Annotated in this window: 16 protein-coding genes and 1 pseudogene; 11 read left to right on the top strand and 6 right to left on the bottom strand. The window is 62.5% G+C overall.

Going from position 1 to position 16,031, the window contains the following annotated elements:
* The first annotated feature begins 121 nt into the window (after window positions 1-121).
* The 5 genes and pseudogenes from OIU19_RS01495 to OIU19_RS01475 all read left to right on the top strand — a co-directional run bounded on the left by OIU19_RS01495 (window position 122) and on the right by OIU19_RS01475 (window position 5,935).
* Complete coding sequence (locus OIU19_RS01495) at window positions 122-430, top strand: DUF485 domain-containing protein (protein ID WP_186554477.1); 309 nt, start codon at window positions 122-124, stop codon at window positions 428-430.
* Window positions 421-1,989: pseudogene (locus OIU19_RS01490) on the top strand (cation acetate symporter); the annotation flags it as partial. The gene OIU19_RS01495 and the pseudogene OIU19_RS01490, both read left to right, overlap by 10 nt.
* Window positions 1,990-2,021: 32 nt before the next feature.
* Window positions 2,022-3,254, top strand: a complete 1,233-nt coding sequence (locus tag OIU19_RS01485) for an OprD family porin (RefSeq protein ID WP_264232859.1) — start codon at window positions 2,022-2,024, stop codon at window positions 3,252-3,254.
* 37 nt (window positions 3,255-3,291) lie between these two features.
* Window positions 3,292-5,346: a phenylacetic acid degradation bifunctional protein PaaZ gene (gene paaZ / locus OIU19_RS01480; protein WP_264232858.1), complete on the top strand. Its 2,055-nt coding sequence runs from the start codon at window positions 3,292-3,294 to the stop codon at window positions 5,344-5,346.
* Between the two features lie 277 nt (window positions 5,347-5,623).
* Window positions 5,624-5,935, top strand: coding sequence for a hypothetical protein (locus OIU19_RS01475; RefSeq protein WP_264232857.1), 312 nt, complete (start codon window positions 5,624-5,626; stop codon window positions 5,933-5,935).
* Window positions 5,936-5,975: 40 nt separating this feature from the next.
* Here the strand turns inward: OIU19_RS01475 and OIU19_RS01470 are convergent, their stop codons facing one another.
* Entirely contained in the window at window positions 5,976-7,595 is a 1,620-nt protein-coding gene (locus OIU19_RS01470) for a hybrid sensor histidine kinase/response regulator (protein WP_264232856.1), read from the bottom strand.
* Between the two features lie 115 nt (window positions 7,596-7,710).
* Here OIU19_RS01470 and OIU19_RS01465 point away from each other — a divergent pair, with 115 nt between their 5' ends.
* Together OIU19_RS01465 and OIU19_RS01460 are read left to right on the top strand one after the other, a co-directional pair.
* The gene (locus tag OIU19_RS01465) at window positions 7,711-8,325 is read left to right on the top strand and encodes a response regulator transcription factor (protein WP_186554471.1); all 615 of its coding nucleotides are present in this window, start codon (window positions 7,711-7,713) and stop codon (window positions 8,323-8,325) included.
* 207 nt (window positions 8,326-8,532) lie between these two features.
* On the top strand, window positions 8,533-8,703 hold the full coding sequence (locus OIU19_RS01460; RefSeq protein WP_264232855.1) for a hypothetical protein: 171 nt from the start codon (window positions 8,533-8,535) through the stop codon (window positions 8,701-8,703).
* A 38-nt stretch (window positions 8,704-8,741) separates the two neighbouring features.
* Here OIU19_RS01460 and OIU19_RS01455 read toward each other — a convergent pair whose 3' ends face one another.
* The 5 genes from OIU19_RS01455 to OIU19_RS01435 form a co-directional block, all read right to left on the bottom strand.
* On the bottom strand, window positions 8,742-9,032 hold the full coding sequence (locus OIU19_RS01455; protein WP_186554470.1) for a DUF6555 family protein: 291 nt from the start codon (window positions 9,030-9,032) through the stop codon (window positions 8,742-8,744).
* 117 nt (window positions 9,033-9,149) lie between these two features.
* A complete protein-coding gene (locus OIU19_RS01450; RefSeq protein ID WP_264232854.1) occupies window positions 9,150-9,689 on the bottom strand; it encodes a hypothetical protein in 540 nt (179 codons plus the stop codon).
* Between the two features lie 9 nt (window positions 9,690-9,698).
* Window positions 9,699-10,901 (bottom strand): zinc-dependent alcohol dehydrogenase, encoded by a 1,203-nt coding sequence (locus OIU19_RS01445; protein ID WP_264232852.1) that lies wholly within the window; start codon window positions 10,899-10,901, stop codon window positions 9,699-9,701.
* A 97-nt stretch (window positions 10,902-10,998) separates the two neighbouring features.
* On the bottom strand, window positions 10,999-11,550 hold the full coding sequence (locus OIU19_RS01440; RefSeq protein WP_264232851.1) for an ATP-dependent Clp protease proteolytic subunit: 552 nt from the start codon (window positions 11,548-11,550) through the stop codon (window positions 10,999-11,001).
* Window positions 11,551-11,594: 44 nt separating this feature from the next.
* Window positions 11,595-11,975, bottom strand: coding sequence for a low affinity iron permease family protein (locus OIU19_RS01435; RefSeq protein WP_264233075.1), 381 nt, complete (start codon window positions 11,973-11,975; stop codon window positions 11,595-11,597).
* 196 nt (window positions 11,976-12,171) lie between these two features.
* Here OIU19_RS01435 and OIU19_RS01430 point away from each other — a divergent pair, with 196 nt between their 5' ends.
* Genes OIU19_RS01430 through OIU19_RS01415 form a run of 4 tightly spaced genes read left to right on the top strand, consistent with a single transcriptional unit; the run spans window position 12,172 to window position 16,029 of the window.
* Window positions 12,172-13,089, top strand: coding sequence for a DUF72 domain-containing protein (locus OIU19_RS01430; RefSeq protein WP_264232849.1), 918 nt, complete (start codon window positions 12,172-12,174; stop codon window positions 13,087-13,089).
* Complete coding sequence (locus tag OIU19_RS01425; RefSeq protein ID WP_264232847.1) at window positions 13,086-13,871, top strand: endonuclease/exonuclease/phosphatase family protein; 786 nt, start codon at window positions 13,086-13,088, stop codon at window positions 13,869-13,871. Before OIU19_RS01430 ends, OIU19_RS01425 begins: the two co-directional genes overlap by 4 nt.
* Window positions 13,868-15,070: a cardiolipin synthase ClsB gene (clsB, locus tag OIU19_RS01420; RefSeq protein WP_264232844.1), complete on the top strand. Its 1,203-nt coding sequence runs from the start codon at window positions 13,868-13,870 to the stop codon at window positions 15,068-15,070. Before OIU19_RS01425 ends, clsB begins: the two co-directional genes overlap by 4 nt.
* Window positions 15,070-16,029 carry a lysylphosphatidylglycerol synthase domain-containing protein gene (locus tag OIU19_RS01415; protein ID WP_264232843.1) on the top strand — a complete coding sequence of 320 codons (960 nt, stop codon included), beginning with the start codon at window positions 15,070-15,072 and terminating at the stop codon, window positions 16,027-16,029. The genes clsB and OIU19_RS01415 overlap by 1 nt, the downstream gene beginning before the upstream one ends.
* The last annotated feature ends 2 nt before the right edge of the window (window positions 16,030-16,031 follow it).

Genomic DNA, 16,031 nt, shown 5'->3' with positions numbered 1-16,031 from the left:
CTCCCACGCAATCGAATCCCTTGCGTGGGAGCGGGCTTGCCCCGCGATGAGGCCCTGAGCAACACCGCACTAACCGCGTGACCTCAGCCAAAACAATTACAACACCAAGAGATCGCTTCCCATGACCCCTGAGCACATCGAGCGCATCAGCAATCACCCCGACTTCCAGCAGCTGATCCAGCGCAAACGCCGCCTCAACGGCTCGCTGACCCTGATCATGCTGGCTGCCTACTACGGCTTCGTCCTGCTGGTGGCGTTCGCCCCCGGCCTCCTCGGTCAGTCGCTGAGCGGCGGCGTGACCAGTGTCGGCATGCTGGTCGGGGTGCTGATGGTGCTGTTGTCCTTCGCCCTTACCGGCATCTACATGCACCGGGCCAACAGCGTGATCGACCCGCTCAACGACAAGGTCAAGCAGGAGTTCGCCCAATGAACTGGACTGCCATCTCGATGTTCATGGTGTTCGTCTGCTTCACCTTGCTGGTGACCCGCTGGGCCGCCTTGCGCACCCGCTCGGCCAGCGACTTCTACACTGCCGGCGGTGGCCTGACCGGCATGCAGAATGGCTTGGCGATCGCCGGCGACATGATCAGCGCCGCGTCCTTCCTGGGCATCTCGGCGATGATGTTCATGAACGGCTACGACGGCCTGCTGTATGCCCTGGGCGTGCTGGCCGGCTGGCCGATTATCCTGTTCCTGATCGCCGAACGCCTGCGCAACCTAGGCAAGTACACCTTCGCCGACGTGGTTTCCTACCGCCTGGCGCAAACCCCGGTGCGCCTCACCTCGGCATTCGGCACCCTGGCGGTGGCCTTGATGTACCTGGTCGCGCAAATGGTCGGCGCCGGCAAGCTGATCGAACTGCTGTTTGGCATCAGCTACCTGTATGCGGTGGTCCTGGTCGGTGTGCTGATGGTGCTCTACGTGACCTTCGGCGGCATGCTGGCAACCACCTGGGTGCAGATCATCAAGGCGGTGATGCTGCTGTCGGGCACGACCTTCATGGCGTTCATGGTGCTCAAGCACTTTGGCTTCAGCACCGAGGCGATGTTTGCCAGCGCGGTGTCGGTGCATGCCAAGGGCCAGGCGATCATGGCCCCGGGCGGCTTGCTGTCCAACCCGATCGATGCGATTTCCCTAGGCTTGGGGATGATGTTCGGCACCGCCGGCCTGCCGCATATCCTGATGCGCTTCTTTACCGTCAGCGATGCCAAGGAAGCACGCAAGAGCGTGTTCTACGCCACCGGCTTCATCGGCTACTTCTACCTGCTGCTGATCGTCATCGGCTTCGGCGCCATCGTCATGGTCGGCACCGAGCCGTCTTATCGCGATGCCAGCGGCGCAATCATCGGCGGTGGCAACATGATCGCCGTGCACCTGGCCCAAGCAGTAGGCGGCAACTTGTTCCTCGGCTTCATCTCGGCCGTGGCGTTCGCCACCATCCTGGCGGTGGTTGCAGGTCTGGCGTTGTCTGGCGCCTCGGCAGTCTCCCACGACCTGTACGCCTGTGTAATGCGCAAAGGCCAGGCCAGCGAGCAGGACGAAATGCGCGTGTCGCGCCTGGCGACATTGGTTATCGGTGTGTTGGCGATCATTCTCGGCCTGATGTTCGAGTCGCAGAACATTGCCTTCCTCTCCGGCCTGGTGCTGGCGGTAGCGGCCTCGGTCAACTTCCCGGTGCTGCTGCTCTCGATGTTCTGGAAGGGCCTGACCACCCGGGGTGCGGTGTGCGGCAGCCTGGCCGGGCTGATTTCGGCGATCGTGCTGGTGGTGCTCGGCCCGGCGGTGTGGGTCAACGTCCTGCACAACCAGCAAGCGCTGTTCCCCTACAGCAACCCGGCGTTGTTCTCCATGAGCCTGGCGTTCTTCAGCGCCTGGGCGTTCTCGGTCACCGACGGCTCTGAACGCGCCGCGCAGGAGCGTGGGCGCTACCTGGGCCAGTTCATCCGCTCCATGACCGGTATTGGCGCGGTTGGCGCCAGCAAACATTAACGCTTGAACTTCGAATGTCGGGTAAAACAATAATGAACCACACTCGCTTCAAGTCGCTGGCCTGGCTGGCCAGCCTGGCCCTGCCCTCGCCCGCCATGGCGGATTTGATTGCAGACAGCCACGCACGTATCGAGCTGCGCAACCACTACATCAACCGCGATTTTCGCCAAGCCAACGCCCCCCAGTCCAAGGCTGAGGAATGGGGCCAAGGCTTCACCGCGCGCTTCGAATCAGGCTTCAGCGAAGGCCCGCTGGGGGTTGGCATCGACGCCATGGGACAGCTGGGGATCAAGCTCGACTCCAGCCGTGATCGGCGCAACACCGGCCTGCTGCCGTATGGGCCGAACAGCCACGAGCCGGTCGACAATTACAGCGAGCTTGGCCTGACCGGCAAGCTGCGGGTGTCCAAGAGCACCCTGCGCCTGGGCACCCTGCAGCCGATCCTACCGGTGGTGGTGTACAACGACACCCGCCTGCTGTCATCGACCTTCCAAGGTGGCTTGCTGACCAGCCAGGAAATCGACGGGCTGACGGTCAATGCCGGGCGTCTGACCGAGGCCAACCTGCGTGACTCGTCCGGGCGTGACGATATTGGCTATGGCGCAGCGCAGAGCGATCATTTCGACTTTGCCGGTGGCAGCTACGCACTCACCCCGCAGACCAGCCTGAGCTACTACTATGCCAAGCTCGATGAGATCTACCGTCAGCAGTATGTCGGCCTGCTGCATACCCAAGCGCTGGGCGAAGGCCTGAGCCTGCGCAGCGACCTGCGCTACTTCGATAGCCGCGGTGACGGCGCCGAGCGCGCCGGGCGCATCGACAACCGCAACTTCAACGCCATGTTCACCCTCGGGGTGCGCGCGCATAAATTCACCGCGACCTGGCAGCAGATGTCCGGCGACAGCGCCTTCCCGTTCCTCAATGGCGGCGACCCCTACACCGTCAACCTGGTCACCTACAACACCTTCACCCGCGCCGGGATCGACTCCTGGCAGCTGCGCTACGACTACGACTTCGTCGCCTTGGGCATCCCCGGCCTGAGCTTCATGACCCGTTACACCGACGGCCGCCACGCTGAAACCGCAACCCTCAGCAATGGCCGCGAGCGCGAACGCGACACCGACCTTACCTACGTCATCCAGAGCGGCCCGTTCAAGGACGTCAGCCTGCGTTGGCGCAACGTCACGTTCCGCTCCGGCAACGGCCTGACCAGCAAGCTGGACGAGAACCGCCTGATCATCGGCTACACCCTGGCGCTGTGGTAACCGCGCCCCTGTCCATCACAACCGCTTGGAGAACAGTATGTCTGACGCCCCTACCCTGCAGAGCTTCATCGCTGGCCGCTGGATCGGCCAGCACGGCGCCCAGGCCCTGCGTAGCGCCCTGGACGGCCACATCCTGGCCTACAGCCATGAAGAGCGTCCTGATTTCGCCGAGGCTGTGGCATTTGCTCGCAGCCAGGGCCTGGCCCAGTTGCTGGCCATGGATTTCCAGCAGCGCGCTGCGCGCCTCAAGGCACTGGCCCTGTACCTGGCCGAACGCAAGGAACAGCTCTACGCCCTGTCCCATCACAGCGGCGCGACCCGCGCCGACAGCTGGATCGACATCGAAGGCGGCAACGCCACGCTGTTTTCCTATGCTGGCATCGGCAGCCGCGAGTTGCCTTCGGGCAATCTGCTGCACGAAGGCCCGGCCATCGCACTGGGCAAGCAAGGGCACTTTGCCGGCAGCCATATCCTGGTGCCGCGTGCCGGCGTGGTGGTGCACATCAACGCCTTCAACTTCCCCATCTGGGGCATGCTGGAGAAATTTGCCCCGACCTTCCTCGCGGGCATGCCGTGCATCGTCAAACCGGCCACCTCGACCAGCTACCTGACCGAGGCCGTGGTGCGGCTGATGAACGAGTCTGGCCTGCTGCCCACTGGCAGCCTGCAGCTGGTGATCGGCAGTACCGGTGACCTGCTCGACCGCCTGCAAGGCCAGGATGTGGTGACCTTCACCGGGTCTGCCGACACCGCGGCCAAGCTGCGGGTAAACCCCAACCTGATCCGCCATTCGGTACCGTTCACCGCCGAGGCCGACTCGCTCAACTGCGCCATTCTCGGCCCGGACGTGACTCCGGACGACGAAGAGTTCGAGCTGTACATCAAGGAGGTGGTGCGCGAGATGACCACCAAGGCCGGGCAGAAATGCACCGCCATCCGCCGCGCCATCGTCCCAGCCAAGCACCTCGATGCGGTCGCTACTCGCCTGCGCGAGCGCCTGGCCAAGGTGGTGGTGGGCGATCCCTCGGTGGAAGGCGTGCGCATGGGCGCGCTGGCCTCGCATGATCAACAGCGCGACGTCAGCGAGCGCGTGCGCAGCCTGCTCACCAGCTGCGACCAGCTGTTCGGCGCCAGCGATGGCTTCGCGCCGGTCGGTGAAGGTGTGGCTGAAGGGGCCTTCTTCGCGCCAACGCTGCTGCACGCGCGCGATCCGCATGGCGAAGGCGGCGCGCACGACATCGAGGCGTTTGGCCCGGTCAGCACGCTGATGACCTACCACGACCTGGACGAAGCCTTGGCACTGGCCGCACGGGGTAAAGGCAGCCTGGTCGCGAGCCTGATCACTGGCGACCGCGCGGTCGCCGCCAAAGCAATTCCGCTGGCGGCGGCCTGGCATGGCCGGCTGCTGGTGCTGGATCGTGAAGCGGCCAAGGAGTCGACCGGGCATGGATCGCCCCTGCCGCAGCTCAAGCACGGTGGCCCAGGGCGGGCCGGGGGTGGTGAGGAGCTGGGCGGCCTGCGAGCGGTCAAGCATTACCTGCAACGCGCGGCCGTGCAGGGCTCGCCGAGCATGCTCAGTGCGGTGACGGGCGAGTATGTGCGCGGCGCCGAGGTGATCGAGACCCAAGTGCATCCGTTCCGTAGCTATTTCGACGAGCTGCAAATCGGCGAATCGCTGCTGACCCATCGACGCACGGTGACCGAGGCCGACCTGGTCAACTTCGGTTGCCTGTCGGGCGATCACTTCTACATGCACTTCGACGAGATTGCCGCCAAGCAGTCGCAGTTCGGCAAACGGATCGCCCACGGCTACTTCGTGCTGTCGGCTGCCGCCGGGCTGTTCGTCTCGCCTGGCGAGGGGCCAGTGTTGGCCAACTATGGGTTGGATACCTTGCGTTTCATCAACCCCGTTGGGATTGGCGACACCATTCAGGCGCGGCTGACCTGCAAGCGCAAGATCGACCAGGGCAAGAGCAGCCCGCTGGGGCAGCCGCAAGGCGTGGTGGCGTGGGATGTCGAGGTGACCAACCAGCTGGGTGAGTTGGTGGCAAGCTATGACATCCTGACCTTGGTGCTCAAGCGGGCGGGTTGATGCGGGTCAGTCTCGCGTGAATGTCCTAGCCTCTTCGCGGGCAAGCCCGCGCCTACACGATCAGCGCAACACCTGTGGGAGCGCGCTTGCCCGCGAAGAGGCCATAACTGACACCCTGCTCAATAGCGGCACTACGCCATGTCGTACATCTGCCCTAATCCCAGCGCCCCATCCTCGGCGTTATAGTCCGGCCACTCACCCGCTACCCACGCGCCGTCCCCGCGGCGCCAGGTAGGCGTGTGGCCGAATAATCAGAACAACGCCAAGGAAGCACCCCATGAAGCCCCGTCATCCCTTGCTCAAGCCAATCCTGACCCTCGCAGCATTGGCCACCCTGGCTGGCTGCCAGACCGTCAAACCCACCGAAGACACCCTCAAGCAGCGTTCCGAAATCGCCCTCGGCGTGCCGGTGACCAAGGTCTCCAACGTGCGCAACGACAGCACCCTGACCTACTTCACCGCCACCACCGCCAAAGGCGAGTACGACTGCCAGATGCCGAGCGGCGCGATCGTTGCCGTCGCTGGCATGGGCCTGTACGACCCGACGCCGTCGTGCCTCAAGGAAGGCCAGCCGCTGATTCTGCGCTGAGCGACACTGTCCGCGTTTCCCCTTCAGCCCCGACGCCGGTCTAACCCACCGGCGTTGCTGGCTCCTCCCGCAAAGCCCGTAGGGCTGCACGCAGTTCGGCCGGACGTACCGGCTTGGACAAAATAGCGATATTCCGGTCATGTACTGCCGCCTGAATCCGTTCAATGTCGTGCCCGGTCATGATCAAGGCCGGCACTTGCCTGCCGCGTTGCGCGCGCAGGCTGTCGATGCAATCCAGCCCGGTGGCCTCTGGCCCCAGGTCGTAATCGGCGACGATCACATCACAGTCACTGCTCAGGCCCTTGGCCGAGCTTTCTGCCTGCACCTGGCAACCCCAGCGCCCGAGCAAGGCCGAGGTGGCCTGCAATACGTTGTGGTCATCTTCCACCAGGCACACCCGCAGCCCGGTCAGCAGGCCCGCCTGCAAGGCTGGGTCGACGCCGCTATGCGCCGCCCGCGGCGCTACCCGCGCCAGCCCCTGCAGAGTCACGCTGGTACCATGGCCCGGACGCGAACGCAGGCTGACGCGCAGATCCATCAGCTGGGCCAAGCGCTTGACGATGGCCAGGCCCAGGCCAACCCCTTCGACATCCTTGTCGCGCATTTCGCGAATCCGGTAGAACTCCTCGAACACCTTGTCTTGATGTTCGGCGGCAATGCCGCGGCCTTGGTCATGAATCTCGATCTGCAAGTGATCGCCGCGCTGGCGTACGCCAATCAGCAGCGGCCGCTGTGCGGCATACTTGAAACTGTTGGACAGCACGTTCTGCACCATGGTGGCGAGCATGCCTGGGTCAGCCAAGGTCCAGTGCCGACCGGCGCGCAAACGCATATCCACCCCCGCCCAGCGCGCAGCTTCGGCGTTCTGGCGCAGCAACTCGCGCAAGAATGGCTGCACAGCGAAGGTTTCGTACTTGGGTTGCACCCGGCCGTTGTCGAGTGTGTACAGGTCGAGAATCGAGCGAAACAGCTGGGAGACGTTGAGCAAGGAGCGATCGATATTGTCCACCAGGCGCCGTTCTTGCTCACCCAACTGCCCTTCGCGCAGGCAGGCGGTGAACAAGCCGATGGAATGGATGGGCTGGCGCAGGTCGTGGCTGGCCTGGGCAAGGAACCGCGATTTCTCGCGGGTGGCGAGCATGGCCAGTTCCGAGGCCTTGCGCGTGCGCTCCAGCAGCAGGTGGGCATAGATCGGGATCAGTGTGCTGGTGGTCAACAGCATCAACACCATGAACGGCTGCTGCTGCCAATACGGCGTGATCTGGTACACCACCAGCAACGCCGCCAGCGCCAGCACCGTGGCGATGGCCAGGTAGCGCGAGCCGAAGCGCATGCCGTTGCCCAGGTTCACCCAGACCATCACCGCATACAGCGGCAAGGCCGCCTCGCCGCCGACCACCAGGCCAAAACAGGTGCCGGTATAGTCATGCACCATGCCCAGCACGCGCCGCCACGGGTAATGCCCAGGCCAATGGGCGATGGCCTGGCGAAAGCCGATCGATACCAGCAGGAACGCTGCGATGTAGTACAACACCGGCAGGTAGGTCTGGTACGTGCGCCCCGGCAGAAAGCCGAGCAACCCCATGTAGACCAGCGCGCAGGTCGCGACGATGATGCGCAGGTTGGCCTGGTCCAGTTCGTTATTCTTGTCAAAGTCCATTGCAAGCATCCTTGTGCGCCAGTCGACATCCGCGCCATGCGCGCCAGGAAGGCTGCGCAGGCAGGTGCTAAATTAGCATGACCCGGACAACGGGCGTTTTCAGGAGCGACAAGACGTGAGCTGCCGCATCATCGTCGCGGACGACCATCCGCTATTCAGGGAAGCCATGGTCCGTACCGTGCAACGGATATTACCGCAGGCTTGCCTGGAGGAAGCGGGCAACCTCGGCCAAGTGCTGGAGCTGATCGATCACGGCGATACGCCGGATACGCTGATTCTCGACCTGCGTTTCCCCGGCCTGACCTGCCTTGAGCGGTTGGCTGCGCTGCGCAAGCAGTTGCGCCGCACCTCGCTGATCATTGTCTCGATGGTCGATGAACCGGAGCTGATCAGCCAGGTGATGGCCGCCGGCGCCGACGGCTTCATCGGCAAGAGCATCACCCCCGAGGAACTCGGCGCGGCGATCCTGGCCATCCGTGAAGGTGAAGTCGTGGTCAAGTACCAGCCTTCTGGCCTGCTGCCCGCGCTGGGCGCAGAAAGCGAAGTCGAACAACTCACCCAGCGCCAGCAAGACGTGCTGCGCCTGATCGCCCAAGGCAAGACCAACAAGGAAATCGCCCGCGAGTTGGATATCTCGCCGTTCACCGTGCGCATTCATGTGTCCTCGCTGTTGCGCACGCTGAATGTCTCGTCGCGTACAGCCGCTGCGGTCAAGTACACCGGCACCTGATGCCGCTGGTCGGGCTCGTGTGACTGGCCATGGAGCATTGAAGGTGCTGAGCGGTTCTCAATTGTTGAGGGGCTTTCAGATTTAGGTCCGTTTTGCGGCCCTTCGCGGGCGAGCCTGCTGCCACAGGTACCGCGCTGTTCTCGGGGTAAGCGCTGTACCTGTGGCAGCGGGCTTGTCGGGCAGCAAAGCGGACCCAAAGGAGGTGTTATGAGCAAGACTCTGAACATGGGCGGCGGCAATGTCGAGGACGACTGGCCAGAACTGCAACCTGATCGGCGCAACGACCGCGCTGATGATCCCGATGCCGATCCGAACCTCACCGATGAGGAAGAAAATCGCCCCGGCGTGCCGGCTAGCGATCCTGAGTCCGGTGCATGAGCTGAAAATGACTGGGGCCGCAATCAGCGGCCCCAGGGTCAAGCAATAGGCGAAGTGGCCTGGGCATCGTCGCCGCTGGAGGCCTCGACCGGGGTCGGCCTACTGCCCGACAGGCGCCAGTTCACCTCACTGATTCCATAGCGTTCAGCCATGGGCCGGCTGACCTTGCGAATCTTCTCCCGCCCAAACTTGGGAATGATGCCAATACCGGCATCGCAACTGGCCCAATGCCAAGCCTCGGCATTGTCCATCCGCTCCAGGCGAATAATGAAGCTACGCGGCTCGCCATGCAGCCGGTAGTCGATGATGTACAGCTGTGGGTTTGGCATCTGTGGGGCCCTCCTCTTCTCCATGGATGACAAGCCAATGGATCAGGGATTTACGTGAAAATTCAAAAGATTGTCGAACAACGTGAATGAGCGGTCAGGTGGCAAAAAGCCGCCCCCTTAACTGCCGGCCGGATCGAGCTGTAAAAACAGGCAATAGCCGCCCAATAGCACCCAAAACACCAGAAACAACCACGGCGCGCGAATCGAGAACATCAGCGACTTGCGATAGCCGCGGTGGCTCGATTCGGTCTCGCAGAACAGCGGCCAGTCGTCATAGGCCATACCTACGCTGGGCTCACTGCGCAACAGCTGGCTCTGCTTGAAGTGCCAGTGATCGATGATGCCGTAGGCGGCGCGAATGCCTGGCCAGGCGTTGAGCGAACTGAGCGCGCCCAACAGTGCAAGAAACGGTGGCACGATCAAGGTGAATTGCCCGCCCCATTTCTGGTTGAGATTGGCCATGCACGAGATGAAGGCAATCACCAGAAACGACTGCGCCGCCAGAAAGGCGTCGGTGCGGTTGGCCAGGATCGTGGTCTCGTACTGGATCTCGCGTCGATAGAACTCCAGCCGTTCACGCGGGCTTTCGAACAGCAAGCCTTGTTCTGGCGGGTGCAGATCCTCGCTGTTGACCGAAGTGATAATGCGTCGTGACATGCAATCCTCTCAAGGGTGAACGCTGAGCACTGCGTCTGCTGCCTCACCGGGCACCATGATCACCTTGCGGCAGCGTTCTTGTTGTTCATCGAACATCTCATAGCCGCGGATCGCGTCTTCCAGGGCGATGCGGTGGGTGACGATGGCTTCGGGGTTCAGGCGGCCGGCTTCGATATGTTCGAGCAGCTCCGGCAAGTAGCGCTGTACATGGGTCTGCCCCATGCGGAAGGTCAGGCCTTTGTCGAAAGCGTCGCCAAACAAGAAACCGTGGATAAAACCGGCGTAGACGCCAGGCACGCTGACCACGCCGCCGCGACGAACGGCTGCCATGCTCTGGCGCAACGCCTTGCCACTGCTGCCTTCAAGTTTGAGCGCGGTGAGCACCGACTCGGTGGTACTGCCTTTGGCTTCAAAACCCACGGCATCGATAACCGCGTCAACACCGCGCATGCCGCGGGTCTGGCGAATGATGGTGTCGGCCGGATCATCATCGTGGGAAAAGTCGATAGGGATCACGCCATAGGCATCACGGGCGTAGTCGAGGCGATAACCACACTCATCGACCATGAAGATCTGTTCAACCCCCAGCATCCGCGCGCAAGCCGCCGACAGCAGCCCAACCGGGCCTGCGCCGAAGATCGCCAGAGATGCGCCTTGGCCGACCTCGGCATTGAGCACCGCCTGCCAGGCAGTGGGCAGAATGTCCGAGAGAAACAGCACCTTGTCGTCCGCCAGGTGACCCGGCACTTTGAACGGCCCGACATTGGCCTTAGGCACGCGCACGTAATCAGCTTGGCCGCCAGGGATGCCACCGTACAGGTGGCTGTAACCAAACAGCGCCGCACCCGGTGGGATGGCCTTTTTGTTGAGGATGGCGCCGCGACCGGTGTTGGTGGTTTCGCATGCGGCAAACAGCTCGTGCTGGCAGAAAAAACAGCTACCGCAGGCAATCACGAACGGGATCACCACCCGATCGCCCGGGCTGACCGCGGTGACGTCGCTGCCTACTTCTTCGACGATGCCCATGAATTCATGGCCAAGGATGTCGCCAGACTCGACCGCTGGAATCTTGCCGCGGTACAGATGCAAGTCCGAGCCACAGATGGCCGTGGCGGTCACTCGCAGCACGATATCGTCATTTGCCTGAATCACTGGATCAGGCACGGTATCGACCCGTACGTCGCCAGCACCGTGGTAGGTCAATGCGCGCATGATCAGGTCTCCTTGGCACGAATTGTTCTCGTCATTAACTCCGAGCCTCGTGGCTGCCCTCGCGCTCAATCGCGGTCGCGTCTAACTGACGAGCGGCTCAGGCATGTACGCTCCATTGGCTGTCGTGATCCTCGATAGGCCGCTCATCGATGGCATGGATCATGCCGCTGGCCAATGCTTCGGCGGGTCCGAGGATGCGCGGATAAGCCATCAGATAGCGCTGTACATCGAGCGCTTCGGCCGCGCCCTGGGTACGCTCGGCGACAATCTCGGCGTACAGGCGCAGGTCGTAGTCCAGGCTCATGGCATATTCGGCCATGCGCGCGTGGTCGACCGAGCCATGCAACGTCCAATGAAACGGATGGAACAAGAATTTGCTCAGCGCGCAGGCCGTGCGATGGGCGCCAGCAAGGAAGATGATGTTGCCCATCGACTCCACCGTGCCCAGGTTATGGGTATGCACCGGTACCGGCAGCGAGCGCAGGAAGTTGTACAAGGTAAAGCCATAGCTGCACTCGCCGCCCATGGTGGCGATGTTGAGCTGCAGTACCTCAGGACTCTGCTGGAGGATGCGCGAGCAGGTATTGATCAGGTTGCCGCAGGTGCTTGAGTTGATCGGGCCGGTGAAGTGAACGATATGCCTGGCCATGCGTGCCTCCAGAGTCGGCGGGTCTTGCCCGGATGGGCGAACGCTCAATCGGATGTGTCCTTGGCGGATGCTTGATCGCCCTGCTCGCCCATGCGCTGGTACTGCTTGCGTAAGGCATGCAGCTGGGCGGGGTCCATGTCTTCCAGATCCAGCAGGGCCTTGTGCGCCTTGCGTGTGGTGCGCAGCAGTTCGTCGATCTTCACGTGCAACTCGTCGCTCTCGCGGTTCTGGGTGTTCTGGATCAGGAACACCATCAAGAAGGTGATGATGGTGGTCGAAGTGTTGATCACCAGCTGCCAGGTGTCGTTGAAGTCGAACAGTGGGCCGCTGATCCCCCAGATCAAGATCATCAACAAGGCGATGGCGAACGTAACCGGGCGTCCCGTGCAGTTGGCCAGCCATTGGGCGAAGCGATCGAACTTCATCGGCGTGTCCTCCAATGTCAGGCGAGCGATGAAACTCATTGCCCACCTTTGGTGGAATCGTCCGGCGCGGCAAAGTTCAACTCATGCACACCTGCAAGCCCGGGCCATTCGTCAAATCCTGCTGAACCCTGGGCGATGGGCAAAGGTCGCAACTCAAGGATCGCCTGATTCCCGTTCCAGGATTGAAGGAGGCAGTGTGAGCGAGATCCGTATCGGTATTTCAGGCTGGCGTTATGGCCCCTGGCGCAAAGATTTCTACCCCGAAGGGCTGCCCCAGGACAGCGAACTGGCGTTCGCCTCGCGGGCAGTCAACAGCATCGAGATCAATGGCTCGTTCTACAGCCTGCAAACGCCAGAGCGCTATCTTCATTGGGCTGAGCAAACCCCGCAGGACTTTGTGTTTTCGGTCAAGGGGCCGCGCTACATCACCCATATGCGCAGGCTTAAAGACATCGAACAGCCGCTGGCCAACTTTTTCGCCTCCGGCCCCTTACTGCTGGGCGACAAACTCGGGCCGATCCTTTGGCAGTTTCCACCGAACATGCACTATGACGAGGAGCGTTTCAGCCAGTTTCTCGAGCTGTTGCCGTTCGACCGCAAGGCCGCCCGGCGCTGTGCCCAGCATTGCGCCGAGCGCTTGCTGGGCAATGGCGGTAGCCAAGTCAAGGGAGACGCGCCGTTGCGCCATGCCGTCGAGATCCGCCACGAGAGCTTTCTCTGTGAGTCGTTCATCAAGCTGCTGCGCGCCCACAATGTCGCGTTGGTGGTCGCCGACAGTGCCGGCAAATGGCCCTACGTCGAAGACCTGACCGCCGATTTCGTCTATATGCGCTTGCATGGCGATGTCGAGCTGTACAGCAGCGGCTATACCTCGCGCGCCCTACGCCGCTGGCGCATGCGCGTCGAAGCCTGGAGCCAGGGTGAGCAGCCGGCAGATGCCCAGCTGATCAGCGCGCACGCGCCGCGCAAACGGCGGTCGCGAGATGTCTACTGCTATTTCGATAACGACCAGAAGGTCCATGCGCCCTATGACGCCCGCCGCCTGCTGGCCAAGCTCAATCTCGATGGTGAGCTGGTGACCGAGCCCGGAGTGGAACCGGAGGTTGAACTGTGAACTCAACGCTTACCGACCCGCGCCAGATCATCGACAGCGAGACAGCGGTGCATCGGCTCAATGTACTGACGATCAACGTGCACAAGGGCTTCACCTTCTTCAATCGGCGTTTCATCCTGCCTGAGTTGCGCGAAGCGGTTCGGGCCACGGGGGCTGACCTGGTGTTCTTGCAGGAGGTGCATGGCAGCCACGAGCGGCATGCCGAGCGCCATGCCGCCTGGCCGCAGACCCCGCAGTATGAATTTCTTGCCGACAGCATGTGGCCGCAGTTCGCCTATGGGCGCAATGCGGTGTATCCCGACGGTGACCACGGCAACGCGCTGCTGTCGAAGTTTCCCATCAGCGAATACCACAACCTGGATGTGAGCATTGCCGGCAACGAGCAGCGCGGTTTGTTGCATTGCCGCCTGCAAGTGCCTGGGCATGAGCAGGTGCATGCCATCTGCGTGCATTTGGGCTTGCGCGAAGCCCATCGCCAGCGCCAGGTACGTTTGCTGTTGGAGTTTCTTGACAGCCTGCCAGCCAAGGCGCCGGTGATCGTCGCCGGAGACTTCAATGACTGGCGGCTCAAGGCCGATGCGCTGCTATCGGAGCGGCTGGTGGAGGCGTTCGGCGAGCACTTTGGCACGCCCGCCCGCAGCTTTCCGGCACGCCTGCCGCTACTGCGGCTGGACCGCATCTACCTGCGTAACGCCATGCCCTGCAAAGCCCAGGTGTTGGCCAAATACCCGTGGTCGCACTTGTCTGACCATGCGCCCTTGGTTGCGGAGGTGAGCCTGTGAAAACCCCTTGGACAGACGGCAACAGCGTACAGCTGCTGATCAATGGCGAGGAGTACTACCCACGCGTGTTCGAGGCCATGGCCCAGGCGCGTGAAGAGATTCTGCTGGAAACCTTCATCATCTTCGAGGACAAGGTCGGCCAGCAGTTGCAGCAAGTCCTGATCGACGCTGCCAAGCGCGGCGTGCGGGTCGAAGTGGCGGTCGACGGCTACGGCACAGCGGACCTGACCGATCAGTTCATCGCGGCCATGACCGAGGCGGGGGTCAGTTTTCACGCTTTCGATCCGCAGCCGCGGCTGGTCGGGATGCGCACCAACCTGTTTCGTCGCTTGCACCGCAAGATCGTCGTGGTCGACGGCGAGCGGGCGTTTATTGGCGGAATCAACTACTGCCTCGACCACTTGGGCGAATTCGGGCCGATGGCCAAGCAGGATTACGCCGTAGAAGTCACAGGGCCGGTGGTGGCCCAGGTACACGCGTCCAGTCGACGGCTGCTGGCACCCGTCTTGGAACCGCCAAGCCAGGTGCGGCCAGTCACAGCGCCTACCGGCAACGCCAGTGCGGTATTGGTGGAGCGCGACAACAACCGCCACCGTACCGACATCGAGCAGCAGTACCTGCAGGTATTTCGCCAGGCCCAGCGGCGGATTGTAGTGGCCAATGCCTACTTCTTCCCCGGCTATCGCTTGCTGCGAGAACTGCGCAATGCCGCCCGCCGCGGGGTCGAGGTGACCTTGATCCTGCAAGGGCAACCGGACATGCGCTGGGTCCGGGCGCTGTCCCGGCTGCTCTACAACTACCTGCTGCGCGATAACGTGCGCATTCACGAGTACTGCCAGCGGCCGCTGCACGGCAAGGTTGCGCTGGTCGACGAGGAGTGGTCGACGGTCGGCTCGAGCAACCTCGACCCGTTGAGTCTGTCGCTCAACCTGGAGGCCAATCTGCTGATTCGCGATCGCGCCTTCAACCAGATGCTCTACCAGCACCTCCACGAGCTGGCCATGCAGCAATGCAAGGCGGTCACCCTGGAGCGGATGATTCGCGGCTATTGGTGGCGAGCGCCGTTGATTTTCATAGGTTTCCACCTGACCCGCTGGTTCCCCCGCGTCGCCGGCTGGTTCCCGGCCCATCGCCAGCGCCTGCAATCGCTGCAACCGGACACTGATAGCCACGCCAACTTTCACGAGGGTAAGACCTGATGCAGACCAAGCGCTGGCATACCTGGGCCAAACGGCTGTTCACCGTGGCGTTCCTGATCCTGATTCCTGTGCTGTTGTATACCCTGGCGCGCAATCTGGACTGGAACGAGGTGCGCCAATCGTTGCTCGCCTATAAACCCAGTACCCTGGTGATCGGCCTGGTGCTGGCGTTATGCAGCTATCTGGTATTTGCCAGCTACGATCTGCTCGGCCGGGCCTACACGGGTCACCCGTTGCCGGCGCGCCAGGTATTGCCAGTGGCGTTCGTCTGCTATGCCTTCAACCTCAATTTCACCACCTGGGTGGGTGGCGTCGCCCTGCGTTATCGGCTGTATGGCCGGCTAGGGCTGGATACCGCGACCATCACCAAGATCCTCACCCTGGGTCTGCTGACCAACTGGATGGGCTACATGCTGCTCGCTGGCGTGGTGTTCTCTTCTCGGCAGGTCAAGTTGCCGGACAGCTGGGCAGTAGGCGTTACCGGGCTGCAGCTGATCGGTTTTCTGCTGTTGGCTATCGTTACCGGATACCTGCTGGCCTGCGCCTTTGCCAAGCGGCGTACCTGGCAGTGGCGTGAGCATGAGATCACCCTGCCCTCGTTGCGCCTGGCGCTGTGTCAGGTAGCACTGGGGGCCAGCAACTGGGCCTTGATGGCAGCGCTGATTCATTGGCTGTTGCCGCATGAGCTGTTCTACCCCTCGGTGCTGGGTATTTTGCTGATCAGCTGTGTGGCCGGTGTAGTGGCGCACATTCCGGCGGGCCTGGGAGTGCTCGAGGCGGTGTTCCTCGCCCTGCTCCATGGGCAGTTGGGCCAGGGTACGCTGGTGGCGGCGCTGCTTGGCTATCGCACCTTGTACTACTTGATTCCGCTACTGCTGGCGGTGGTCGCCTATCTGGTCCTGGAAAAGCGCGCCAGGGCCATGCGCCAGCAGGGCAAGGCGACATTGCGCAAGACCTGAAC

This window comes from Pseudomonas sp. BT-42-2 (assembly GCF_025847435.2).
In the GTDB taxonomy this organism is placed as follows: domain Bacteria; phylum Pseudomonadota; class Gammaproteobacteria; order Pseudomonadales; family Pseudomonadaceae; genus Aquipseudomonas; species Aquipseudomonas urmiensis.
This window is presented reverse-complemented; position numbering and strand designations above follow the sequence as displayed.